This is a genomic window from Arthrobacter sp. NPDC056727, assembly GCF_042790555.1.
In the GTDB taxonomy this organism is placed as follows: domain Bacteria; phylum Actinomycetota; class Actinomycetes; order Actinomycetales; family Micrococcaceae; genus Arthrobacter.
In genome coordinates, this window is the sequence record NZ_JBHTZA010000001.1 from 115,035 (window position 1) to 138,777 (window position 23,743).

The window sequence follows — 23,743 nt, forward strand, 5'->3', positions numbered from 1 at the left end:
AGGCCCCTGCTCCCGGCTGGTTCGCCATCCGCGGCCCCGCCCGGTGCGCTCCGTCCAGGACGGACTTGGGCCATCACCGGCCACTGCGTAATTCAGCCTCGAACAGAAAGCTCGAACAGAAAGCCCGATCGCTTGCCGGGACCGCATGGCGGGTGCTTTATCCGGCGGCAGGAAGACGGGCTGGATCGAGGACCGGGCGCGCACCGGCCTCTCATCCGCTCGAACCACCCGTGCATTCCAGATACCAGTGTGGTCGCCGGTGCCTCCCCGTCGCCGGCCCATGCCACTGATCGCGGCGCTGGCCGCCCAACCTCTTCGCATGATCTCAGCGGAACAAAAACACTAAAGTGCCGCAGGTCCGCGACCTAAGGCGGCTATGCCCACCGCAAGTGGCGACTTCTGTTCCAGTCAACAGTTCAAGACAAGGGTGGTAAGACAATAGTCTTAGAGGGCGGCCCGGACCGGCCGCAACGCGGAGACTGGAGAATGAGCAATGCGGGTACCGGCAGAAGAACGACGAGGACAGCTGATTGCAGCGACGGTTGAGCTCATGCGCCGCGAGGGGGTTCAGGCGGTAACGGTCCGGGCAATAGCCAAAGAGGCCCATGCCCCGCTGGCGACCGCACACTATTGCTTCAACAGCAAGGACGAGATCATGGAGGCGGCCGCGGAGGCCTGGCTAAAAAACCTCAGCCTTTTTTCGAGCGACGTCCCAGTGGATTTGGGCCTTCGGAAGGCTGTCGAGCAAGTAGCCGAAGGCTGGTGGCGTGCGCTGGAAGAAGAGCCGGCCAGCATCCTGGCCGAGATCGAAATGATTCTCTGGGCGACGCGCAACGCCCCTGCCAGCCCGCTGGCCGCGAAAGTCTACCCGGCCTACGTCACAGAACTGGGAAACATTTTCTCGGCCGCAGCCAAAAACAGCAACGAAGAGTGCCTCGTGGCCCTCCCCGTGCTTGTAAGGTCGTTCCTGATGATCTACGACGGGGCAGCCCTCCAGTACCTGACCGACCCGACAGTGGCAGATCATCGGACCACGTTTTTCGCGATGGTAAATGCCCTGCTGGCCACAACCGGCCTCTAGAAATCCTGGCGGTCCAGGACGTGTCCTTCCCAGAAAGGGAATGGATGTCGTGCTCGACGGGATCGGCGTACCGGAAAGACTTCCGTGCGCTGCTCGGGCTGCTTCGCGGCGGGCAGATCCACCCGGTCGTGGCCGAGCGCCTGCCGCTGCCCGAGGCCCGTCGCGCCCACAAGCTCCTCGAACACTCGGCGGAGACGGGCAAGCTTGTGCTGGTGCCTGCAGGCGCGCAGGGCGCTGGCTGATGGGCGACGACGCGGCTGCCGGTCACACAGGGCGGCCGCCGGCAGCGTAGACAGGTTCGTTTCTTTCAATCCGAAGTACGGATCAACGCCCGCCTCCACGGCCTGGCGGGTCACTACCGATGGCGCGACTTCGGCCTGGGAGAATCCGGCAAACCAGTCCGGCGGGTTCACTTGCGACCATTGCTTCCTGGTTCATTACCGGTCACAGGTCGCCGAAGAAGCCGATGGCTGAAATTCTGCAAAGAATGTGAAGAATGGCCACCGTGCTGACGCCAAACGGGGGCAAGGCGACTACGGGGGCCCAGCGTGACGGGCAATCTCAGTCATGCACGTTCTCCGGGGGTGGGCAAGTTTCGGGAAACAGCACGTGGCCCTGCGCTTGCCGCCTTGATGGTGAACCTCCGAAGGGTCTGGAGCCCGCTTTCAAGGCGCGGGGATCTTGCCAGGGGCCGGAACGCATAGGGGCGCATTCCGGGCCCGGCTCGAGGGGCGAGCAGCCGCTTCATGACTGCGCCCCCGGGGGGACGTAGCAACTTTGTCGTGGACGGTGAACGGCTCGCCCTCATCCAGTTCGGCTGAACCGAAGGCTTCCGAGTGCAGCCTCGTCTCTGGCCAGCCCAGCTCACGGGCCTCTTCCAGGACCGAGTCCATGAAAGCGGCCGGGCCGCAGACGTAGAGGTGGGCTCCAAGGTTCTGGGCCTTGAGCAGGTCGGTGAGTATCGTGCGGAAGCTGGTGCGGTCCCGGCATTCGATGAGGTCGGTCAATCCCCGTCGGAGCAGGTGCCTGGCTTCCTTGACGTGGGCGCCGGCGCCGGGCCGGTGCAGGTAGATCAGGGACGATGTGGTCCCGCGGTCGGCGGCGGAACGTGCGTGGGAGAGGACCGGGGTGATGCCGATGCCGGCCGCGATCAGCAGGTGGTGGGTGGCCGTGGAGGCGGGGGCGAAGGCGCTGCGGGGCCGGGAGACGTACACCCGGTCGCCGACGGCGAGCTGGTGCATGGCTACCGATCCACCCGCGCCGTCCTCGACCCGGAGGACTGAGATGGTGTATTCGGAGGGCCCGTTGCCCGAGCCGGTCAGCGAGTAGGCGTTCACGCCGCTGCCGTACTGGACCACCAGGTGGCTGCCCGGGACGTAGGACGGAAGGCGTGCCCCCGACGTATCAGCCAAGGTGATGCTGACGATCGAGTCCGTCTGGGCGCTGACGTTGGTCACCTCGAGTTGGAGACCGCCTTCCACCGCCGGGTGGGCAGTGATCGGGAGTGCCGTGACAGTCATGATGCCTCCTCGGCATGGGCTGAGTATCCCAGGTACGCGCCCATGCGGCGCGAAAAGTGATCTGTGGTGGCCAGGCTGGTGGCACATCCCTGGCACTGGACCTCGGAGCCGGCCGGCCGAACGGTTTTGGTGGTGGTGTGGCAGTGCGGGCAGTAAATTACCCGGGGTGCGGTCTCGTCATTCAGGAGGGTGATCTCCTCCTGTTGCAGTCCGCATTCCGCGGCTGCGGCCGCGGCTGCACGGATGTCCGCCGGGGGGCCGGCGAGTACGAGACGGACTCCGACATGCGAGCGTCCGAGTGCGGACCTCAGCTCGGTGAGGGCCTCGTGGTTTGCAGCTTGGAAACGGAGATCATGCCTGGGCTGGACACCGGTGTGTTGACCCGCGGTGTCACCTGCGCCAAAGGAGGCGCAGATGACACCGCGGAAACCAGGTTCCAGGCCTGTGCCTGCTGCCGGCGGCATGGACGCGGAACGCATGGTCGGTCCTTACGGGGCGAAGGTGCGGTCGCCGGCGAAGAAGCCGGCGCTCACGACCGGGCCTTCGGGGTTGTGCAGGGAGTCGCCGATTGCAGCGACCGTTCCGGGCCCGTTCATCGACGGCAGACCGACATAACCGCCTACTGCCGTGTGGATGGATCCGGCCTTGCTCAGGGTTTCTACGAGGTAGGTTTCCATGGGTTTCTCCTTTGGATACCGCTGGAAAATGCTTGTCTTGGCGAAGCAGTCACGGTTGTCGCATCAGACTGCTCCGAGGCACCCCAGTACCTCGGTTTGCGTTCCCGGAAGGGTTGTTTTGCCGTCCCCGTGGCCTCTTGTCCAGAGGGCCAGTTGTGCTTCTGGTCAGAATCGAATGTTGTGATCCGGGTCACGGACGTTCGTCTAAGCCGCAAACATACGCTACAAGAATCATTCAGTCGAGCCCCTTTTTGTGACACCCAGTTCGACTCATCGGTTTGTGGCCAAGGTATCGCTGAGACTGCGCGGGCTGGGCCGGTATGCGGGGTGTGCGCTCAACCGGCCTGCCATGGGACTAGACGCAGGGCCGCCGGGCCAACGGTCCGATGCGGTGGCTTTATAGCTGGAGCAGCTGCAAACGTGCGAGCCTGCCAAGCTTACTCCCGAGCCCGCAGTAGGCAGCTGTCCAAAAGTGTAGTTAAAGACCATCAGAAAGTAGTGTTTACCCGGCTCTATAGCTTTACGAACATGGATGACACCCGGGCCGTATGCATTCAGGAAGGGAAATAGATCATGAGTCTGACAGCAAATGCTGCGCGGGGTGTGTACTGCAGCAGGAGTGACATTGTCCGGAACCTGGCCCTTGTCAGAGAGGAGATCGCGGCCACGGCGGCCAAAATCGACGGGCAGCAGGTAGCGGATCTCGCAGCTCAGCTCAGTCATCCTGGTCGGGTGTTCGTTGCCGGTGCGGGTCGCAGCGGCCTGGTTCTGCGTATGGCCGCGATGCGCCTGATGCACCTGGGCCTGAACGTCCACGTGGCCGGTGACACCACCACTCCCGCCATCGCTTCCGACGACCTCCTCCTGGTGGCCTCCGGTTCCGGCACCACCTCCGGTGTGGTCAAGGCTGCAGAGACCGCTGCCAAGGCCACAGCGCGCATTGCCGCGTTCACCACCAACCCGGATTCCCCGCTCGCCGGCCTTGCCGACGCTGTGGTGGTCATTCCCGCCGCGCAGAAGACCGATCACGGCACCAGCGTTTCGCGCCAGTACGCCGGTTCCCTCTTCGAGCAGGTGCTCTTCGTGGCCACCGAGGCCATCTTCCAGTCGCTGTGGGACAACGACGCCCAGCTGGCGGAGGAGCTGTGGCTGCGCCACGCCAACCTCGAATAGCGCGGCATGTACTTTCCCCAACGCAGTTCCCCGGTGTGCATCCAGACAGCGCACCATACCCGTCTATCGGAACTTTTCCCGTAAATCTCTCAGACAAGGCACCGAAGCATGCTCTCGGGATCCTTCCCCCGCCAGCAACCCAACTATGACCGGGCAACCGGAAGGAGAAACCATGATTCTAAGAGAAGTCTCGCTCGACCAGTTCAGTTTCACTTGCACTGGTTGCGGCCATGGCTGGGCTGCCGATTTTGACGTCCAACATGTTGAGGACGGTCACGGGCACGCCCGGGACTATTTCTCTCGGTACGGATTGCACTGTTCCGATCCCACCGGTCTAGGCGAAACGACGTGTCCGCAATGCGGCCGAGCCTCCGTGCTCGCCCGGCTCAGCGCCCGCCATACCAGTTCAGCGGTCACGGAACCGGCCCTGGAGGTGCCGAGCTGAGTGCCGTCCATGCCCTACCGCTGCTCGGCGGGATTCAATTGACTGGCCGGCGTGAAGAGACCGGAAGAACGAAAATACGTGGCTGGGACCAAGCATTGTTATGCCGAGCTGGCATAACGGTGCTTATCCGGATACTGGGATTTATTATGCCGATATTTCTCGCGCACCATGTACCGGCCTGCCCGGCCCGCGATAGCTCGGCGTACTGCCGGAAGATCGGCCCGGTAAGTGCTGGGATCACTCACCCGGCAACTTTTCGGGTCCTGATGCTGTGACTCAGAGGCCAAAGACCGCACGGAAAAGTGCAAGGCTTTGCGGCGCCTAGGGAACGTGACCTCGGTGTCAGTGAGGATTCGATGTATGCGGAAAGTCCGCCGGCACCTGCTTATCCCAGGTACCGGCGGGCTTATCCGCCACTCATCTCGCGGTACCGCAGATTCCGTCAATCTGATCAGGGGAAGAGCAAGCTCAACACAGACTGGATGAAGTGCCATGTTGGTGAGGGTGTCGTAGAACTGCAGTGTTCCGGGGATTCGGTTGAGCCCGTTGATGACTGCTGGGCGCGATGCCGCGCTGCCGGCCACCACGATCGAAACTACCGCTTTATCCTTCGCGGGTCCGGTAAAGCGAAATCGTACCGCCCGCTTTAGCGAGACTCTCAAAAACAACTGCGGTCATGAGCCGTGGAAGCGAGCGGCGGTGGGCTTCACAGGCGCGTTTTTCCGTCTAACGATGGCGCCAGGCCAACGCCGATAAGCGGGATTCCGTCAAGCAATTGATGGGCAAAGGTGTATCCACCTAGACATGGCAGTCGAAGTTGCGCGAAGCAGCACATTGTCAGGATGGCCGCCCTTGGTGTCTTCTCGTTGGTGGTGGCCCGGTTCCTAGGTTTGTCCGCTTTGGTACTCACGCGATACTTGGCGTTCGATGCCGTCGTGATGCGGCGGCTGAGCCTCAGCTCGGCGGTCAGAGGGTCCGGGGCTGGTGCATCAGCCCCCGGGAAGGGTGCAGATGTGCCCGTCGGCGTCTATGGGGTAGCCGCAGAGCGGGCAGATCGGACGCCCGGCGCCCACGACCTCACGGGTGCGCTTGGCGAATGCGCGGGCAGTGCCGACCGGCATCCGCACCAGCAGCATTTCGGTCTCGTCAGGGCCGTTCTCATCAAGGGATTCGCCGTTGTCATCAGCGTCGACATCGGTGATGGGGTAGGCCTCTATAACGACCTGCGCCGTCGTTGGGTCCCAACCTAAGCTCATGGCACCGGTGCGAAACTGCTCCTGAACGGCCTCGAGCTGGTCATTGTCGACAAGTTCAATGGGTGTACTCGTGGGAACGCTGAAGGGGTTGTTCTCGATGGTGACGAGCTGGTCGAGAAGTTCGTCGATCTTCTCGGCGAGCAAAGCCGACTGCTGCTTCTCCAGGGCAATGCTCACGATCTGCGTCCCTGCGCGCACCTGCAGGTAAAACGTGCGCGCCCCCGGAAGGCCAATGGTGCCAACGACGACCCGATCGGGCCAGGCAAACTCGTGAACACGTGTAGGCATGTCAGTATTTTAGGCACGTGAGCGTCATGGTGCCTTTTGGCCTGCACCGCCGCCCACCGGCACATTGCCAGGGTGGATGCCGTTCGACAGCCACGACAGATCGCCCGCTTCGGTGTTGGCCCTATAGACGCCCGACCGACTTTCGCCATGGCAGTCCTGTCCTCGATCGGCGAGGTTCGGGTCGTGACTTGGCTGGCAACCGCGGGTATATCAACGTCCGGTCGGCTCCAGCAACGGTTTACAGCACCTACCAGGCGTGGGAAAGCCGAGAACCAGGCGAAGTCGGGCACCCGTCGCAATGTTTCCGGCCGGCTCTCAAGATGGGATATTCCCTCCCTCAGCGTGGATCTGCCCAGTCCCGCATCCATTCGGCGATGGCGGTAATCTCCGGCACCCCCCGGTGGCGTTCTTGCCCCAGCGCACGTGCGCGGAGGCGAGGGTGAACACCGGACCGGGTGAAGCTGGCAAGGTAGGGGCTGCGGGCGAAATGCCGCGCCGTGTCGGCCCCGATGGGCGGCAGGACGATCTCACCGACCGGGCCGGCAGGCTGAACCCTTGGGGATCGCGAGTAGGCCCTGTTGCGGGGGCAGGCTCGCGGATACCATGGCGGCAACGAAAGAGGTGATGGTGGGGGCATCAACGGAGAATCCCGTGGAGATCCGGGACGGCCGGGCCTGGAGCTGGTTCGCGTTCCGGCGTGGGAAGCTAAGTACAAGCTGGGCAACAATCCGGATGAGCTGGCGCACTTTGTGTGTTGCCGGGACCTGGACTGGCGGAAAGCGGTCGGCGGATATGAGGAAGCTGAGGCCGTTATCCTGACGAATCCGATAACGTTCTGCACCATGTGCGAGGACGTCATTAAGGCCCGCGGAGGTGTGCCGGGCTCCGGCCGATGCCCGTTCGACGACCAACCGTGCTCTGACGATGAGACAGTCGACCGGATGATCGATGAGCGCACGTCCCGGCCCTGACCATCCGCGATCCAATGATCCCGAGCCATCAGCAGCTGATCGGCACCCTGGCACACGCCGAACCGCAGTTCCTCGCCGGACGCTTTGCCACAGGGTTCATCAAGGCCGCCGGAGTGGAAGGCGAAGCCGGATCGTTCCGGTACTTCCCGGGCGGGTACTGGGATGTGACCCTCGATGGCGGAACCCGGTTCCTCTCGGCGCCGTGGGGCGTGCGCACCGAGCTGGAATCCGGCGAAGTCGAGGAAGCCTCAGGCAGGGGGCCCATCCCGCCCGGCGGCCTCCCTGGTCCCTCGTGCTGCCACGGCACTCGACGTTCCTGGGCCGGGAACATGACGACTGGCAGATGGGATGCGAGCCGGCCGATCCTTGAAGAGCCCGGCACGCTGTCGGTGGCGCTGATGAGCCTGGAGGACCCCAGCTGCACCGGCACCCTCACGGTCAGCACCGGCACGTACACGATCAGCAAGGTCGACCTGCGCTACATGGTGCAGATACTGGCCGTCGCTCGCACCGAACTGAATGCTGAGGACCTGAAAGTTCTCGACGTCATCAGGAGTCGTGTGAGGAAGCCCCCTAATGTCTGATCCCGGGAACCCCTTGGGCGCCGGGAGGCGAAACTTTATCAGGAAAGGATGCGGCAGTGAGTCAGATCCATGCTGAGGCCAGCCGCCGCGAATGGCCCGGTGTTCTCCTGTGGGCGGCCCTTGTCCTGGCGTCCATTGTCCTGATGGTCACCGGCCTGCTGAGGTCAATGTTCTTTGGCTTCATCCCGGAACCCGGCCTCGTGGAGGACGCGCGAGTAGGCAGTTTGTATCTGGTGGGCGGCTCCGCGGCGTCGTTGGCTGCAGCTGTCTGGTCGTTCCTGCGGGGGCACCCGCGCTGGGTGACGGCGTGCGTGGCTGCACCTGCCATCCTGGTCGGCGGGATCGCCCTGCTTATGCCGTACAGTCTGGCACGCCACCTGGCCGGCTTCGTCGCACTCCCGGCCGCCTTGGCCGGAGCTATTGGCGGTCTGGCGAACCGGGGATACCGCCGCACCCGGTGATGACATCTGCAAGGCTGCGATGTTCCGCTGGGTTTCCGAGACGCCCGCATATCGGGCCGACTTCGCTGCCAACCGCGCCCTCGTGCCCGACGTCCTCGATTTCCCCGGCTTGCTTGCCGCTTCGGGCTGGACCCCCCGCCTGGTTTTGGCGCGGCTCCGGGCATTGCCGGCAAGCGATCACGGCTGCACAACCCAACCTCTCGGGTCGGGACTTAAGTCCGGCAGCTGTATGTCAGGATGTGCCCGTGAGGCACAAGCAACAGAGCCGGAAGCAGATCCTCGCGAGACGTGAACACTCCATGTCTCAGCAGCACCCGTAAGCATCGCGCGGTCCGTCATGCCCGCCCGTAACCAGCCGAAGACCGAGCCGGCGAATGCTCCATCCCGCCTGGCAACCTGGGGGACCGTGCGCTCGGGTATATCCTCGATGCGCACGGCATCTGCTCTTTGGCGTGTTCAGCCAACTGGCATGCCGTAATGCTGATTCCGTCAATCCAATGTCAGGTTCAGGTGTAGCCCCAATGAGCAGCGGGCTGCACAGGTGTCTACGGTGGTGACTGGGTTAGCCGGCGTGCAATCCCTCATGGCGTATCAGCCCGGTAGTGCCGGGCACAGCGGGAAACAGCGCAAGTGGCCTTCCGGGACTCCTCTGGCATGGGCCATTGTCAGGCAGCCCGGGCGTGGTCACACTCGTGAATCGCACCGTAGGCAACGCTGGCCGTCAATGCGGCCGAGAAGCGGCAGAAATCCTGGCGCGTGACGAGGACACCCCGGTTCCGGTCCATTGAGGCCTTGAACTTGGCTGTTGCCAGAGCCCGGTCGAGTTCGAAGTCTCGTTCTTCGACAGCGGCCAACGACAAAGTCTGCGATGAGCGTGTCAGAACCCAGATAATCGTTTGGTGGGTGGGTGTCGCCGGTAGCACCGAACCGAAAAATCTTCGGGGACGACGGCGGGAGGCCCCGCCGTCGTCCGTATTCTGTCAGGAGGTTACCTGGTAGGCCTTGACCCGCTGTTCCACAACAAGATGGATGAGGGCGAAGACGTGGTCATTGTCTATGGCGGCCAGGGCCGCCTCCAATGCTGCCGGAACATCCTTGTCTTCGGTGACAGTGATGCCGAAACCGCCATAAGCCGTGGCCATCATGCCGAAGTCCGGGTTCTTCAGTTGCGTGCCGGACACGCGCCCGGGGTAGTGCCGCTCCTGGTGGGTGCGGATGGTGCCGTACTCCCGGTTGTCCATCACGATGACCAGCGGCGTGGCACCGTACTGGGCGGCGGTGGCCAGTTCCTGGCCGTTCATGAGGAACTCGCCGTCGCCGGCGATGGTAACCACCCGTCGTCGAGGTTCGGCAAGTGACGCCGCGACGGCGGACGGGATGGAGTAGCCCATGGAGCCGTTCCGGGCGCTGATCATGGACGCGTAACGGCGAGTGGGGAAGTACCGGTGGGCCCAGTTGGTGTGCTCGCCCGCGCCAAATGTCACCAGCGCGTCCTCTGTCAGCCTGGGGACCAGGTTCGCCATCAACGTATCCATCCTGGCTGGCCCGTCGGCGGGAGTGGAAGCGGGCAGCGCGGCAAATGATTCCTGTTCCGCCCTCATTCGGCCCGTCCACGCCTTCCACTCCTCCTTCACTTCCAGCTCGATTCCTGCCAAGCCGCGGACAAAGGCCCCCGGTTTCGCCAGGATTTGCCTTGAAACAGGACCGGAACGGCCTCTCAGGGAAGGGTCAACTGTGACCAGGAAGTTTTTCTTGCTCCAGTCCTGCCGGCAAACGAATCCATCCGTAATTACGTCGCCAGGGACTGTGCCCACAAAGACCAGGAGGTCGGTCTCCTCGAGCAGGTCGTAGGTGGGACGCGGGCGGCCGTACCCGATGGGCCCGACATAGGAAGGGGAGTCGAAAGGGACCGTTCCCTGAGTACGCCATTCCGCGGCGGCTGGAATGTGGTGCCGCTCGAGCCAGTCAGTCAGTTGCTCAGCTGCGAACGGCGTCCAGTCGTTGCCGCCGGTCACAAAAAGCGGTTTGTTGGATGAGGCCAACGCTGCCTTCAGTGCCTCAGCGTCGTCGCTGCCCATCCCGCCAGCCGCCACCGGGATGGCCGGGTGGATAGCCGGATCCACGAATTGCCGGAGGATGTCCTCCGGCAGACCGACCACCACTGGCCCCGGTCGGCCGCTCATCGCGGCAAATATCGCCTCCCCCACGATTTCGGATGCGCGCTCGGCGTGGTCCAGAACCATGACGCGTTTGGCGCCCGTATCGAACCAGGCCTTGATGTCGAACTCCTGGAACGCTTCACGGTCCCGGTGGGCGAACGGAATCAGGCCTACGAACAGGATCATCGGTGTCGAGTCCTGCCAGGCAGTATGGAGCCCCACGTGGGCGTTGGCGGCGCCAGGGCCCCGGGTGACCATTGCCACCCCGGGCAGTTGGTTCATTTTGCCCTCAGCCTCCGCCATGTACGCTGCCCCGCCCTCGTGGCGGCACACAACAGTTTCTATCTCCGAACTGTGCAGACCGTCCAAGACATCAAGGAAGCTCTCGCCGGGAACCACATACGTTCGTTGCACGCCATGGGCTGCAAGCGAATCAACAATCACATGCCCGGCGGATTTCATCGCCGGTACTGCGGAGATGGAGCCATGGCGGGATTGGGGGAGCTTTTGTTCATGGGACCGTCCACTTTCGTGATGGACGTTGGTTGAGATCAGCGTGGACTGGGGCTCTTTTATCATGTGCTTTCTTTGGTTGACGGGCCGGTGTTTGTGAAGCTGCGGATTTATCTCAAAGGCGCGGGCCGGTTGGCGATGACGGGGGACATGCCGGTGAAGCCTTCACGGGCTTCGGCGATTTCGTGGATGCGTTTGCGGCAGGCGTACCAGCCGGCCACCATGAGCGCGATGGCGATCAGTGTGACCACGAGGGTCAGCGGTGAGTCGATGAAGACCATGACGAGGACGCCCACCAGGAACAGCAGGGACAGGTAGCCGGTGTAGGGCGCGCCGAACATCCGGAATGAGGGGCGTTTGAGCCAGCCTTTGTCCGCCCAGCGCTTGAGCTGGATCTGGCACAGGACGATCGTGGCCCAGGTGACGATGATGCCCACGGAGGCGATGTTCAGGACGATTTCGAAGGCCTGCGACGGGACGAGGTAGTTCAGCGGGACGCCGAGCAGGGAGACGCCGGCGGTGATGGCGATGCCGCCGTAGGGGACACCGGCTTTGTTCATGCGCTGGGCGAATCTGGGGGCGGAGCCGGCCACGGACATGGATCGAAGGATCCGGCCGGTGGAGTAGAGCCCGGCGTTGAGGGAGGACAGTGCGGCGGTGAGGACCACGAGGTTCATGATGACGTCCACGCCCTGGATGCCGATGGAGCCGAAGAACGTCACGAACGGGCTGACGCCCTTTTCGTAGGACGTGAAGGGCAGCAGCAGGGCCAGGAGGATGACGGAGCCGACGTAGAACACGGCGATCCGGAAGACCACGGAGTTGATGGCCTTGGGCATGATCTTTTCGGGGTTTTCGGTTTCGCCGGCGGCGGTGCCGACGAGCTCGATGGAGGCGTAGGCGAACAGGACGCCCTGCATGAGGATGATCATGGGCAGCAGGCCGTTGGGGAAGATGCCGCCGTTGTCGGTGATGAGGCTGAAGCCGGTTTCCTGGCCGGGGACGGGGGTGCCGAAGATGACGAAGTAGGTGCCGACGATCAGGAACGCAACCAGGGCCGCGACCTTGATAATGGCGAACCAGAATTCCATTTCGCCAAAGACCTTGACGGAAACAAGGTTCAGGCCCAGGACGACGACGAGGGCGGTCAGTGCCCAGACCCACTGGGGAACGTCGGCCATCCAGGGGACGTAGTTGCCGAAGAAGTTCATGTACAGGGCGGCGGCGGTGATGTCCACGATGGTGGTGGTGGCCCAGTTGATCCAGTAGAACCAGCCGGAGACGAAGGCTGCCTTCTCGCCGAAGAACTCGCGGGCGTAGGAGACGAACGAGCCCGACGACGGCCGGTGCAGCACCAGTTCACCGAGGGCACGCAGGATCAGGAAGGCGAAGAAGCCGCAGACGGCGTAGGCGATGACCAGGGACGGCCCGGCGGCGTTGAGCCGGCCCCCGGCGCCGAGGAACAGGCCGGTGCCGATCGCGCCGCCGATGGCGATCATCTGGATCTGCCGCGGCTTCAGGCTCTTGTGGTAGCCCTTGTCCTCGGCGTGGAGAAGGTTTTCGGTGGCATGCGCCTGGGCCGGGACAGTGTGGTCCGGAGCAACCTCGACATTGGGGTTGTTGTTGGGCATGGAGTTCCTTTCGATCCGGACACAGGTCTGACCGGTTAGGGGGAATCAGATGGAAGAAGGGATGCGGCCCCGAGGCCGGAGGGCACGGCAAGAGTGGACTAGAAAACCGACCAGCCGGTGCGATCGGACAGATCGGCGAGAGCTGCGGTGCCCGCCAGGGAGTTGCCTTTGGCATCCAGCCGGGGACTCCAGACACAGATGGCGCACTGGCCAGGAACGATGACCAGGATGCCTCCGCCCACACCGCTCTTCCCGGGCAAACCGACGCGGTAGGCAAATTCTCCGGCTGCGTCGTACATGCCGCAGGTCAACATGATGGAGCCGATGCGTTTCGCCTCGCTGCGTGACACCACGACTCCAGCGGCGCCGCGGCCGCCCCGGGCCAGGAAGAGGCCGGTTTGGGCCAGTTCCCTGCACGTCATCATGATGGAGCACTGTCGGACGTAGTTTTCCACCACCGACTCCGCCGATTGCCTGAGATTGCCGAAATCTTTGAGGAAGTGGGCCAAGGCCAGGTTGCGGCTGCTGTTGCGCAGTTCGCTGGCGGCGGCGGCCACATCGATGAAGGGACGGCCTTGTCCGCTCTCCGCGGTGAGAAAACCAAGAAGTGCTGCGGCGGAGTCCGGGGTCTCTTCCATCAGGTGGTCCGTGACCACTAGGGCACCGGCGTTAATGAAGGGGTTCCGCGGGATGCCATGTTCCACTTCCAGCTGGACCAGGGAGTTGAAGGCGGTGCCGGAGGGCTCGCGCAGCACCCGTGACCATAGAGCTCCCGGGCTGTCCCGGCGCAGCGCCATCGCAAGGGTGAAGACCTTGGAGATGCTCTGGATGGAAAACGGGACATTGGTGTCTCCTGAGGCAAAGACTTCTCCAGCCGTAGTGGCGACCGCAATTCCGAATCTGTTGAACGGAACACCCGCGAGGGACGGGATGTTCGCCGGGACGGAACCGGATTCCCTATGCGGTCTGTGGTTGCGGACGATGTCATCGAGCATCGGGGCCAACGGCGGAGCATCGAGTGCTGTGGTCATTTCCTGCCCTGTAGTCCTTTGTGCCGGCCGCCCCATTCATAGATATGCAGCAGTGCCACCAGCGCGTCGCGGGGATTGCCGAAGTCCAGGCCGGTGACACGGGCGGCCTTGCTGATCCGGTAGTAGACGGTGTTCTTGTGAAGCGCCATCCGTTTGGCGCATTCAGCGACATCGAGCGAGCAGTCGAAATAGGCGCGCAACGTTGCGGCGACTTCGACATCGTCCCGCATGAGGGCTGACATGCTGCGGTGACGGAACGTCGAGGATGTGAACCTGTGGAGCGCGTCACGGAAGAGTATCTCGGCTTCGAAGTCGGCCACTGTCGCTACCGGGGCGTCAGGGGATGTGCCGACGCAGTCCAGCAGGGCTTCGGTGATCGGCGTGACCGAGTGGAGGGTCAGCAGATCCGGAGCCACCGGGCCGACAGCAGCGAAGGGGCTGATGCCCAGATGCTTGGCTGCGTCCCGGATGATGGATTCTGCCAGACTCCGCAGGCCCTGTTCAGCCGTAGCCGACAGCAAGCCCGGAACGATGACGGCAGTGTCGCCCTTGAATTGCCCGACGACCGCCGACGCCTTGTATGCAGCGGCATGGATCGAGGCCAGGCTGGCGAGCTCGCCATGCTTCAGGGCGGCATCATCGGCCTGGGTGTCGGCGGCGGACATACCTATCAGGATCAGTGCCGCAGGGCGGTCCGCAGGGATCTTTCCGCTTCGGGCGGTCGCAGCGGCCTCGGCTGCGCCGGACAGGATCCTGGCTATGCGGTCCTCGCGCATGTGCACGGATTGCTGGTTGCGGTAACGGATCAGCTCGGCGGAGGCCCGGGCTGCAGATCCCGTCAGCACGTAATCAACGTCTGGCCTGAAGCCGTCCCCGGTTTCCTGAAGCCAGATATAGCCCATGATCCGGTCACCGGCAAACAGCGTTATCGCCACCCGTTCTCTCAAACCGTCCTGCGGCCGAGCCGGCACACGCACAGGAAGACGCGTTCTGTGAAGCTCGCGGTAGGCGCCCAGATCTTTGAGCAGCATTTCGTACTTCCGTGGGCCCCGCCGGGCCAGTATGGACGCCTTACGTAGCTCGTCGATATCGTTCGAGACGGTGGAGTAGGCCAGCACCTTGTTGGCCGCATCCTCGATAACGACATGGCTGGAGGTCAGGCGCGCGGTGGTCTGGGCAATGGCAAACAGATCTTCTTCCAAGAGTGTCAGCACTTCGCTCTGGTAACTTCGGGGCTGCATCCGCTCCTTGGCGATGGAAAGGAGCCGGTCCCAATCGGCAGCCGGATCCACCAGCAGCAGTCCCGTGCCGGCGGCGCCCAGCAGTTCCTCGGCCTCGATCAGCTCACCACGCGTTCCCTTGACCGCGACAACCGGCGGCGGGTTCTTGAGGAGCCGGCGCAGAGCCGGCAAAGCTGACCGGCCACGGACGCCCATCAGCAGGACAAACGAGGTGCCGGCGTCGGGCACTTCATCTTCCGCATCCACGATAAGGAACTTTTCGACCGCCGACCGCCCGGAGGCAGGCCGCAGGATGAGGGTGGCGAAACCCATGGGGAAGTCCGAAAGGATATCGTCCACCGTAACCGCGGCCATGGCTTCCTTCTGCGTCGATCCGACCGGACGGCTCTGTCCGGTGATCTCATCGTATCGAGCTGATACTCCGGAAAATATGTGAGCCGATCCAAATCGCCTTGACGGTTTTCGGGTTCCGGTCCAACGCCGGATTTCCAGTTCACTTCGCCATCTCATTTTTACCGTTTGCAGAAGTTCGGGCATGCAGCCGTCACCCTGTGCGGCGGAGAAAGGAGGCCGACGGCGACACTGCGTGTCGTCGTCGGCCTCCTTTTTTAGTGCAGACTTCGGAGTCAGACGGGTGGTCCATGTGCAGTGGCCCTGCCGCCACCCGGGCACTTGCCAGCGGCCTGGAGCTTGGGAGCGTTGTTGGGAGCTTTGATCAGGGCGGTGACTTCCGGTCGGCGGCGTGGCCCAGAATGTCATTTGTGCTGGTGGGCTCTTGGATCCAGTACTCATGTCCTGTCGAACGGTGAGGCCTTCACGGATGCGGAGCCGATTTTAGCCCCGCTGCACGGAACAAGAAATGCCGGTGTCATCGGCTGGTTGCCCCAGCGGATGACACCGGCATTAGTGCTAGTGGGAAATGCTGTTTAGTGCACGCGGGCCTTGTCAGCTGAGTCCGCAGCGGAGACCGATGCCGTATCGAGGCGGTTGCGGACACGGTTCACCGTTTCAGGCGCCAGAATCGCCGAGGCCACTGTGATGACGCCGATGACGCTGAAGTAAAGGATGACCCAGCCGGGTTCGCCGTTTCCTGCGTTGAGCAGGGCCACGGCGACCAGTGGTGCGATGCCGCCAGCCAGGACGGACCCGAACTGGTAGCCCATGGAGGCGCCGCTGTAGCGGAGCTTGGTGGAGAAGAGCTCGGCGAAGAAGGCAGCCTGCGGGCCATACATCGAGTTGTGGAAGACCGCGAGGCCGATGATGATGGCCAGGGTGGCCAGCAGCGCGCTTCCGGTGTCCGTCATGACGAAGTAGAGCGGGAAGAACAGCAGCCCGCCGATGGATCCGAACAGGTAAAGCGGTTTACGGCCGATGCGGTCCGACAAAGCGGCCCACAGCGGCACCGCGATGACGCCGATGGCGGACGCAATCAGCACGGACATGGAGCCCTGGTTGGCGCGCTCGGCACCGAAGGTCCGCATGATGTAGACCACGGAGAAGGTGGTGTACAGGTAGAAGGCTGAGTTCTCCGCCAGGCGCATGCCGACGACCAGCCAGACGCCCTTGGTTTCCTTCTTGAGGGCTTCGCCCAGCGGGTTGTGGGCGGTCTGCTTCTTCGCGATGAGGTCTTTGAAGTCCTCGGAGTCCTCGAGCTTCGCCCGGACGACCAGACCCACGATGATCAGAAGCACGCTCAGCAGGAAGGGAATGCGCCAGGCCCACGCATCAAAGACGTCGGCCGGAACGCTGCCCTTGACGGCCAGAACGGAGGAGTTGGCGAGCAGCATGCCGGCAGGGACGCCCATCTGGGTGAAGCTGCCGAAGAACCCGCGGCGACCCGCTGGGGCGTGTTCGGTCGAGATGATGGCTGCTCCTGCCCATTCGGCGCCGGCGCCGAAGCCCTGCATGAGGCGGAGCAAGGTCAGCAGGATGGGAGCCCACACACCGATCTGGGAATAGGTGGGGAGAAGACCCATGGCCAGTGTGGCGAAGCCCATCAGGAGCAGGGACAGCACCAGCATTGGCTTGCGGCCGATCTTGTCCCCGTAGTGCCCGGCGAACATGCCGCCGAAGGGACGGGCCACGAAGCCGACCGCGTAGGTGAGGAAGGCGAGCAGAAGCCCGGTGGCGGGGTCCTGCTCGGGGAAGTAGAGCCGGCTGAAGACTCCGGTGGCGGCCAGGAGGCCGAAGATGTAGTAGTCGTACCACTCAATGGTGGTGCCGGCGAAGCTGGCCACGGACACGCGCCAGGGCACTCGTTTTGCCTTGGGCGCAGTGGTTGAAGGGAGCGTCATTGGTCTTTTCTTTCGATGATCAAACAGAGTTGTTGAAGGACGGTGGGTTATGGGTGGGGACCCGGTTCACCAGTTCACGGCGATGTACTTGGTCTCAGTGAAGTCCAGCAGGCCCTGGTGGGCGCCTTCACGTCCCAGCCCGCTTTGCTTGACGCCGCCGAACGGGGCGGCGGGGTCAGATACCAGGCCGCGGTTCAGGGCGACCATTCCGCTTTCGATGCGTTCGGAGACCCGCAGCCCGCGGCGGAGGTCCTCGGTGAAGACGTACGCGGCGAGGCCGTACTCGGAGTCGTTGGCCGCTGCGATGGCTTCTTCTTCCGTGTCGAACCCGATGATGGAGGCTACTGGTCCGAAGATTTCCTCGCTGACCATGCGTGCGTGCAGCGGCACGTTGGTCACCACCGTGGGCGGGTAGTAGTAGCCGTCTCCTTCCGGCAACTGTCCACCGGTGAGCAGGCGCGCACCTTGGTCGAGTGCATCGCGCACCAGGGCGTCGACCTTCAGGACGCTGGCTTCGTCGACGAGGGGGCCGACCTCGGTGGAGGGGTCGGTGCCCGGACCGACGGTGAGGGCGGCCATGCGTGCGGCCAGGCGGCTGGCGAACTCGGCCTGGATTCCGCGCTGGACGTAGATCCGGTTGGCCGCCGTGCAGGCCTGGCCCCCGTTGCGCATCTTGGCGACCATGACGCCGTCGATGGCCTTGTCCAGGTCGGCGTCCTCGAACACCAGGAAAGGCGCGTTGCCGCCGAGCTCCATGGAGCACTTGAGCACATTGTCGGCGGCCTGCCGCAGCAGGTGCCGGCCGACGCCGGTGGAGCCCGTGAAGGACAGCTTGCGCACCCTGGGATCGGCGAGGATCGGCGTCATGACATCGCTGGTCTTGCTCGTGGTTACAACATTTACGACGCCGGCCGGAACCCCCGCGTCGACCATCAGCTGGGCGATCGCCAGGGACGTCAGGGGAGTGAGGGTAGCCGGCTTGAGCACGGCCGTGCAGCCGGCGGCAAGCGCCGGTGCCAGCTTGCGCGTGGCCATGGCGGCGGGGAAATTCCACGGCGTGATCAGGACACATACGCCGATGGGCTGGTGCTGGACCAGGATGCGGTTGGCTCCGGACGGTGAGACGGACACGTCGCCGATGATCCGGACGGCTTCCTCGGCATACCAGCGGAAGAACTCGGCGGCGTAGGCGACCTCTCCGCGGGCGTCGGGCAGCGCCTTGCCGTTTTCGAGGGAGATGAGGCGGGCGAGTTCTTCGCTGCGTTCGGTCATCAGGTCAAAGCAGCGGCTGAGGATTTCGGCGCGCCGCCGCGGTGCAGTGGCGGCCCATTCGGAGAGTGCAGCCGCGGCAGCGTCGACGGCGGCGAGACCGTCCGCGACGTCGGCGTCGGCGATCGCTGTGATGGCGGTGGCGTCGGAGGGGTTGACGACGTCGACGGTTGCGCCGCTCGTGGCATCCCGCCAGTGCCCCGCGATGAGCAGCTGGCGGGGAACGGTCAGTCCTTCGAGATCAAGCGGTTCCCGGGTGGAAAGGAGAGTCATGGGTAAGCCTTTGCTTCTGGTGTTGGGGAGTTGGCGTCAGCGGATGGTGCGGTCGCCCGTGAAGGCGGCCTGCACGATGGAGCTGACGGCTTGGAGGTCGAGCGGCACCGGGTTGTTGTCGATGAGCCGCTTGGAGTTCAGTGACAGTGTGGCGATCCGGTCAAGGTCGCTTTCCTTCACGCCGAGTTCCTCCAGCGTGGAGGGCAGTTCGATGGCGGCAATTACTTCATCGATGGCCTCGACGCCGGCGGCCGCTGCGCTCCTGGCGTCCATGCCCTTGGTGTCGCGTCCAAGGGCGTCGGCGATCTGCCCCAGCTGCGGAATAATCGCGCTGAAGTTGTGGCGGACGACGTAGGGCAGCAGGAGTCCGACGCCGACGCCGTGGGGCGTGTGCGTCAGCGCGCCGACCGGGTACTGGATGGCGTGCGCGGCGGCGGTTCCGGCGTTGCTGAGAACGATGCCGCCGTAGAGTGCAGCCAGCATCATGTCGCCGCGGGCGTCGACGTTGCCTGGATCCTTGTAGGCGGTGGCGAGGCTGCGGCCTACCAGCCGGATTCCGTCCAGCGCAAGGGAGTCCGTCAGGACATTCTTGCCCACGAAAACGCGTTCGCTGGCAAGGGTCCGGGTGGGCTCGCGGGTGATTGCGGTGAACGATTCGACGAGGTGCACGAAGGTATCCGCGCCTGTCGCCGCAGTCAGTGACGGCGGGCAGGAGTAGGTGAGCTCGGGGTCGCATACGGAAGCGAACGGAATGATGTGCGGGCTGGAGATGCCCATTTTCATCCCAAGCCCGGGGTCGGACACCACGGCGATGGCTGTGGCCTCCGAGCCTGTGCCCGCCGTCGTCGGCAGTGCAATGACGGGCTTGACGGGGCCGGGGACAGCAAATTCGCCGTAATAATCGCTGGGCTGGCCTCCGTGGGTCAGCAGGACCGAGACCACTTTGGCCATGTCCATGCAGCTTCCGCCGCCGAAACCGATGATGACGTCGATGTCCTGGCCTTTGAGTTCTTCAACGCAGGCGATGATCCCCGGCGTCGGCAGTTCCGCCTCGGTTTCACCGAAGACGCGGACGGAGAGGTTACGGCTCTCCAGGCTCCGGACCAGCGCCTGCAGCTCCTCCGAGGCGGCAAGCCGCGCGTCGGTGCAGATGAGGACCTGGTCGCCGAACTCTGCAGCGATATCGGCGACAGCAAAGCGCTGCTGGGCGCCGACGACGATGTTCCTCGGCAGCCGCAGGACGCCGAAGGTAGTGGGATGAATGCCCGCTGCATGCGCACACGACATTGTGACTAACTCCTAAAGGTGGGGGTCTTCGGCTACCTGAAAGGTGCCGCAGATCCCATGGTTCCAGAGCCGTGTGATGCAGCATATGGATGTTCCTGCCACATTGAATCCGTTGTCATGTGGTTATTTGACACTGTTGCTGGCCACTGGTGGGCTATCGGGGGGTGCGCCCTCCCACTCCTGCTGATTGCAACCGCCACAGCCGCAAGGCGACGTGCACATCCAGGGAACGTCCGCCCCGGCGCCAGCTTTCGCCAAGGACGTTGTCGATCCGGTCCAGCCGCTGCCGCAATGTGTTGGTATGGATATGCAGGGCGTTGGCAGCGGCTGCGGTGGAGCCATCGTTTTCCAGGAAGGTCCACGCCGTCCGAACCAGCTGCGTACCGCGCCGTCTGTCGTAGTCCAGGAGCGGGCCGAGCTGGGCGGCCAGCAGTTGTGCGGCAAACGGGCTCTCCATGGCACCGAGGAGCATGCCGGCCGTGCCGAGTGCAGCTTTGTCCGCTGCCTCGCCATGCCGTGCCAACGCCTGCAGTGCACGCAACACGGCGTGGGCCTCAGCGTGGGCCGCCGACAGCCGGGAGAATCCCGTCACAGTTTCCGATGAGCCGACACTGGCCTCGATGCGCTGCCGCTTGAGGGCGTCGACAATTTCTTGGCCACTAGCGGTACTCCCGGGCAATGCAGGGGCTCCAGGTCTGGCACCGAAATGCGGAGGGGGCTCAATCATGCACAGGTGCGATTCGTGCAGTGCTGTGATTCCAGCGCGGCCCTCGGTGTGCCGCCTGAGCACTGCCAGGGCGCGCTGTCGCTGGTCGTCCCCTACTCCTACGACTCTGACGACGAGTTGGAGGTTGTCGGCGAGCCCGAACCGGCTCGCCCTCCTTTTCAGGGCTTCAACATTTTCAGGGCGGGGGTTCAGGAGCTCATCGATGAGCTCCAGTTGCAGGCGGTACTGCGCTTCTTGGTACGTGCGCTCAAAAAGCAGTGCCGCGCTGAGCACCAGGGCGCTGCGCTCAAGTATGGCGGTCCGGTCTTGCGTGAGATGCCCCGCAACCACCAGCGATGCCAGATGCTGGTCGCCGGCAACGGCGGACATCACGGTGTAGTCGTGGTCATTGACATTGAAGGGCACGGGCAGCGTCCGCGCCGCGGACGTCTCGGCAGCGCTCAACGCCGCCGGGCTGCCAAAGTCGGAACCAGGCACGGGCCCCGCCATCGGTTCGCCCATTGGCGAGACCACGAAAACTTCGCTGTCCATGGACTCGGTCAGCAGTCGCAGCAGCGCGGGAAGGGTGTCAGTGGAAGCGAGCGTTTCCATCAGCCGCTGGTCAAGTGACGAAAGCTCCTCCAGCGCGCTGACATGCGCAAGGTTCTCGCGCTGGGCCTGGTCCAGGCGGGCGAGGGCATCAGCCATTTCGGTGAAATACCGGGCGTTCTCCAGCGCAACCGCGGCATGGGTTCCGATAGATTCCATAAGCGCGACGTCGTCACTGCTGAAGGTGTGTGCGTGCCGGTCCGCGACGAGAAGCGCACCGATCACCTTGCCTTCGGCCCGTAAGGGGACTCCCATGATCGCCTTGACGCCCTCTTCCGCAACGGCTCTGTCACTGGACTCCAGGTGTGACTTGGTATGGTCGCTCAGGTAGTCGGCGGATTGGGACGGGGCTTCCCCTGTGGCAACGGCCCCAAGGACCCCTTCTCCGAGAGGCATGCGGATGTTCCGGAAAAGGGCAGTGGCAGCACCGTCAGTTACCCGTATGTACGACTCACCCGAGTCGTAGTCGTTCAGGCTCAGGTAGGCAATGTCGCTGCCGACGAGCGAGCGCGTTCTCCGGACGATGGCCTTCAGCACGGCTTCAACATCCCGGATGCCGGTAAGGTCCGTGGCAGTGTCGTAGAGGACGCGGAGCAGCCCCTCCCGTCGGCTGGCCTCGCGCAGCCTGGCAGAAAGGGTGCGGGCTGCAGCGGCTGCCGCAGCATCAATATGCTTCTCCGCATGCATGGCTGCCAACTGTGCTTCCAGGGCCTCGGCAGAGTTTCCCTCGCCGATGAGGAGCAGCAGCCGCCCGAGCGCCAGCCCCTCTGCAGGAGGGACGGCCCCGGGAGCACCGTGTGGGCTTTCGTAGGCACCCATAGGCCCATGGTAACGGCCCGCCAGCGGCATCCTGTGCTGGCGAATACACCTGATCATGGCCCGAAGTACTGGCCTGTAAGCCGAGGGTTGCGAGAGGCGTCGCAGACTTCGAGCCACAGCCAGAGATCTCAGGGCTCGTCGTGGCCCTTATGTCTTCTCGCATGTTGCCTGAAGGGGCAAAATGAGCACTCGAGATTTCACTTCTTTGGGTGAGCGGTGCTTTGGCGGACTACGAGTTGGGTCTCTACGAGGGTAACGCCGGGTTCGGTGGTGTGGGTGCGGAGTTGCTGGAGGATGTTGTCGACGCAGCGTTCGCCGACGCGGGTGAAGTTCTGGTGGACGGTGGTGAGAGGGGGAGCGTAGGAGGAGGCTTCGGGGACGTCGTCGAAGCCGACCAGGCTGATGTCTTCGGGGACCGATTTCCCTTTTTCCCCGAAGGCCCGAAGGAGTCCCAGGGCCATATGGTCGTTTGCAGCGAACACCGCGGTGCAGCCGGGTTCGTCGGCGAGCCGGAGTCCGGCGGTGTAGCCGGAGTCGGCTGACCAGTCGCCGCGGAGCACGGGCGGGACGGGCCTGCCGGCGGCGGTGAGTGTGGCGCACCAGGCTGCCGTGCGGCGTTCGCTGGCGAAGGACTCCTCTGGGCCGGCGACGTGCCAGACGGTCTCGTGACCGAGGTCTAAGAGATGTTGGACGGCCTTGCCGGTGCCATCGGCCTGATCGGTGTCCACCACGCTGTACTGTTCGCCGGCGTCGGAGTCGACGACGACGACCTTCACCCCCTGCGGCAAGGTGACCGTGGCCGCCTCGAGCAGACGGACCTCCATGATGGCGATCACCGCGTCGACGGCGAGTTCGCCCAGGCGCGAGAACGCGCCCTGAATGCCGGCCTGTGTCGCGGCGGTGACCGGAATCAGCGTGATGGCGAAGTCATGCCGGGCTGCGTGCATGGCTATAGCCTCCAGGGTGCGCGTGTTCGCCAGTGAGGACAGTGAGAACGTGATCACCCCGATGGTCCGGAAACTGCCGCGCCTCAGTGCCCGTGCGGCACTGTTGGGCCGGTACCCCAGCTCATTCATCGCAGCAATGACATGCCGCCTGGTGGCAGCGCGCACGTCACGGCTCCCGTTCGCTACCCGGGACACGGTCTGAGTCGAGACCCCCGCCAACACCGCGACGTCCACCATCGATACACGGTTAACGGCTGTCATCAAAGGTCCGGCAACCGCGTCTTTCGGTCGGCCGTCGGCCCGGAGCCGACGGACGGAGGCCGAGTCTGTACTCTCCAGTCGCCCCCGTTGCTCCGGGGGCCGTTTTCCGTCAGAATCCGCGCACATTTGTCCTACCTCGTTGCCGAGAGCCGCTTCGCGGGAATCACCGCGAAGGGAGCTGAGTTAGCGATAAATCAGCAAGCTTACTAAAGGTTTTTAGAAGCTGCCGAGTCGTAATTTCCTTTAT

Annotated in this window: 19 protein-coding genes and 1 pseudogene; 5 read left to right on the forward strand and 15 right to left on the reverse strand. The window is 63.9% G+C overall.

The window, feature by feature from the left end:
* Window positions 1–493 precede the first annotated feature (493 nt).
* Window positions 494–1,081, forward strand: a complete 588-nt coding sequence (locus ACFRAH_RS00560) for a TetR/AcrR family transcriptional regulator (RefSeq protein ID WP_377988899.1) — start codon at window positions 494–496, stop codon at window positions 1,079–1,081.
* A gap of 20 nt (window positions 1,082–1,101) precedes the next feature.
* Entirely contained in the window at window positions 1,102–1,323 is a 222-nt protein-coding gene (locus ACFRAH_RS00565) for a zinc-binding dehydrogenase (RefSeq protein ID WP_377988900.1), read from the forward strand.
* A gap of 423 nt (window positions 1,324–1,746) precedes the next feature.
* Here ACFRAH_RS00565 and ACFRAH_RS00570 read toward each other — a convergent pair whose 3' ends face one another.
* Genes ACFRAH_RS00570 through ACFRAH_RS00580 form a run of 3 tightly spaced genes read right to left on the reverse strand, consistent with a single transcriptional unit; the run spans window position 1,747 to window position 3,278 of the window.
* Window positions 1,747–2,601, reverse strand: coding sequence for a ferredoxin reductase (locus ACFRAH_RS00570; RefSeq protein ID WP_377988902.1), 855 nt, complete (start codon window positions 2,599–2,601; stop codon window positions 1,747–1,749).
* Window positions 2,598–3,080, reverse strand: a complete 483-nt coding sequence (locus tag ACFRAH_RS00575) for a dimethylamine monooxygenase subunit DmmA family protein (RefSeq protein WP_377988904.1) — start codon at window positions 3,078–3,080, stop codon at window positions 2,598–2,600. The genes ACFRAH_RS00570 and ACFRAH_RS00575 overlap by 4 nt, the downstream gene beginning before the upstream one ends.
* Before the next feature lie 9 nt (window positions 3,081–3,089).
* Window positions 3,090–3,278 (reverse strand): hypothetical protein, encoded by a 189-nt coding sequence (locus ACFRAH_RS00580; RefSeq protein WP_377988906.1) that lies wholly within the window; start codon window positions 3,276–3,278, stop codon window positions 3,090–3,092.
* Between the two features lie 573 nt (window positions 3,279–3,851).
* Here ACFRAH_RS00580 and hxlB point away from each other — a divergent pair.
* Window positions 3,852–4,451 carry a 6-phospho-3-hexuloisomerase gene (gene hxlB / locus ACFRAH_RS00585; RefSeq protein ID WP_377988908.1) on the forward strand — a complete coding sequence of 200 codons (600 nt, stop codon included), beginning with the start codon at window positions 3,852–3,854 and terminating at the stop codon, window positions 4,449–4,451.
* A gap of 1,434 nt (window positions 4,452–5,885) precedes the next feature.
* On the opposite strand, the gene ACFRAH_RS00590 is transcribed toward hxlB, so the two are convergent.
* Entirely contained in the window at window positions 5,886–6,440 is a 555-nt protein-coding gene (locus ACFRAH_RS00590; RefSeq protein WP_377988910.1) for a DUF3090 domain-containing protein, read from the reverse strand.
* A gap of 24 nt (window positions 6,441–6,464) precedes the next feature.
* A pseudogene (locus tag ACFRAH_RS00595) lies at window positions 6,465–6,578 on the reverse strand (histidine phosphatase); the annotation flags it as partial.
* Window positions 6,579–7,425: 847 nt separating this feature from the next.
* Between ACFRAH_RS00595 and ACFRAH_RS00600 the strand changes: the two are divergent.
* A complete protein-coding gene (locus ACFRAH_RS00600; RefSeq protein ID WP_377988912.1) occupies window positions 7,426–7,995 on the forward strand; it encodes a hypothetical protein in 570 nt (189 codons plus the stop codon).
* 56 nt (window positions 7,996–8,051) lie between these two features.
* Window positions 8,052–8,456, forward strand: coding sequence for a hypothetical protein (locus tag ACFRAH_RS00605; protein ID WP_377988913.1), 405 nt, complete (start codon window positions 8,052–8,054; stop codon window positions 8,454–8,456).
* Window positions 8,457–9,121: 665 nt separating this feature from the next.
* Here the strand turns inward: ACFRAH_RS00605 and ACFRAH_RS00610 are convergent.
* From ACFRAH_RS00610 to ACFRAH_RS00655, 10 genes are all read right to left on the reverse strand, one after another.
* Window positions 9,122–9,310, reverse strand: coding sequence for a hypothetical protein (locus ACFRAH_RS00610; protein ID WP_377988915.1), 189 nt, complete (start codon window positions 9,308–9,310; stop codon window positions 9,122–9,124).
* Between the two features lie 126 nt (window positions 9,311–9,436).
* Window positions 9,437–11,077: a thiamine pyrophosphate-dependent enzyme gene (locus ACFRAH_RS00615; protein WP_377988917.1), complete on the reverse strand. Its 1,641-nt coding sequence runs from the start codon at window positions 11,075–11,077 to the stop codon at window positions 9,437–9,439.
* A gap of 161 nt (window positions 11,078–11,238) precedes the next feature.
* Window positions 11,239–12,759, reverse strand: a complete 1,521-nt coding sequence (locus ACFRAH_RS00620; protein WP_377988918.1) for an amino acid permease — start codon at window positions 12,757–12,759, stop codon at window positions 11,239–11,241.
* 98 nt (window positions 12,760–12,857) lie between these two features.
* A complete protein-coding gene (locus ACFRAH_RS00625; protein ID WP_377988920.1) occupies window positions 12,858–13,790 on the reverse strand; it encodes a glutaminase in 933 nt (310 codons plus the stop codon).
* A complete protein-coding gene (locus ACFRAH_RS00630; RefSeq protein WP_377989193.1) occupies window positions 13,787–15,385 on the reverse strand; it encodes a PucR family transcriptional regulator in 1,599 nt (532 codons plus the stop codon). Before ACFRAH_RS00630 ends, ACFRAH_RS00625 begins: the two co-directional genes overlap by 4 nt.
* A 572-nt stretch (window positions 15,386–15,957) precedes the next feature.
* The gene (locus tag ACFRAH_RS00635; protein WP_377988922.1) at window positions 15,958–17,325 is read right to left on the reverse strand and encodes an MFS transporter; all 1,368 of its coding nucleotides are present in this window, start codon (window positions 17,323–17,325) and stop codon (window positions 15,958–15,960) included.
* 66 nt (window positions 17,326–17,391) lie between these two features.
* Window positions 17,392–18,867, reverse strand: coding sequence for an NAD-dependent succinate-semialdehyde dehydrogenase (locus tag ACFRAH_RS00640; RefSeq protein WP_377988924.1), 1,476 nt, complete (start codon window positions 18,865–18,867; stop codon window positions 17,392–17,394).
* 36 nt (window positions 18,868–18,903) lie between these two features.
* Entirely contained in the window at window positions 18,904–20,154 is a 1,251-nt protein-coding gene (locus ACFRAH_RS00645; protein WP_377988925.1) for an iron-containing alcohol dehydrogenase, read from the reverse strand.
* A 154-nt stretch (window positions 20,155–20,308) separates the two neighbouring features.
* On the reverse strand, window positions 20,309–22,288 hold the full coding sequence (locus ACFRAH_RS00650) for a helix-turn-helix domain-containing protein (RefSeq protein WP_377988927.1): 1,980 nt from the start codon (window positions 22,286–22,288) through the stop codon (window positions 20,309–20,311).
* Between the two features lie 197 nt (window positions 22,289–22,485).
* Window positions 22,486–23,496 carry a LacI family DNA-binding transcriptional regulator gene (locus ACFRAH_RS00655; RefSeq protein ID WP_377988929.1) on the reverse strand — a complete coding sequence of 337 codons (1,011 nt, stop codon included), beginning with the start codon at window positions 23,494–23,496 and terminating at the stop codon, window positions 22,486–22,488.
* Window positions 23,497–23,743: the final 247 nt, after the last annotated feature.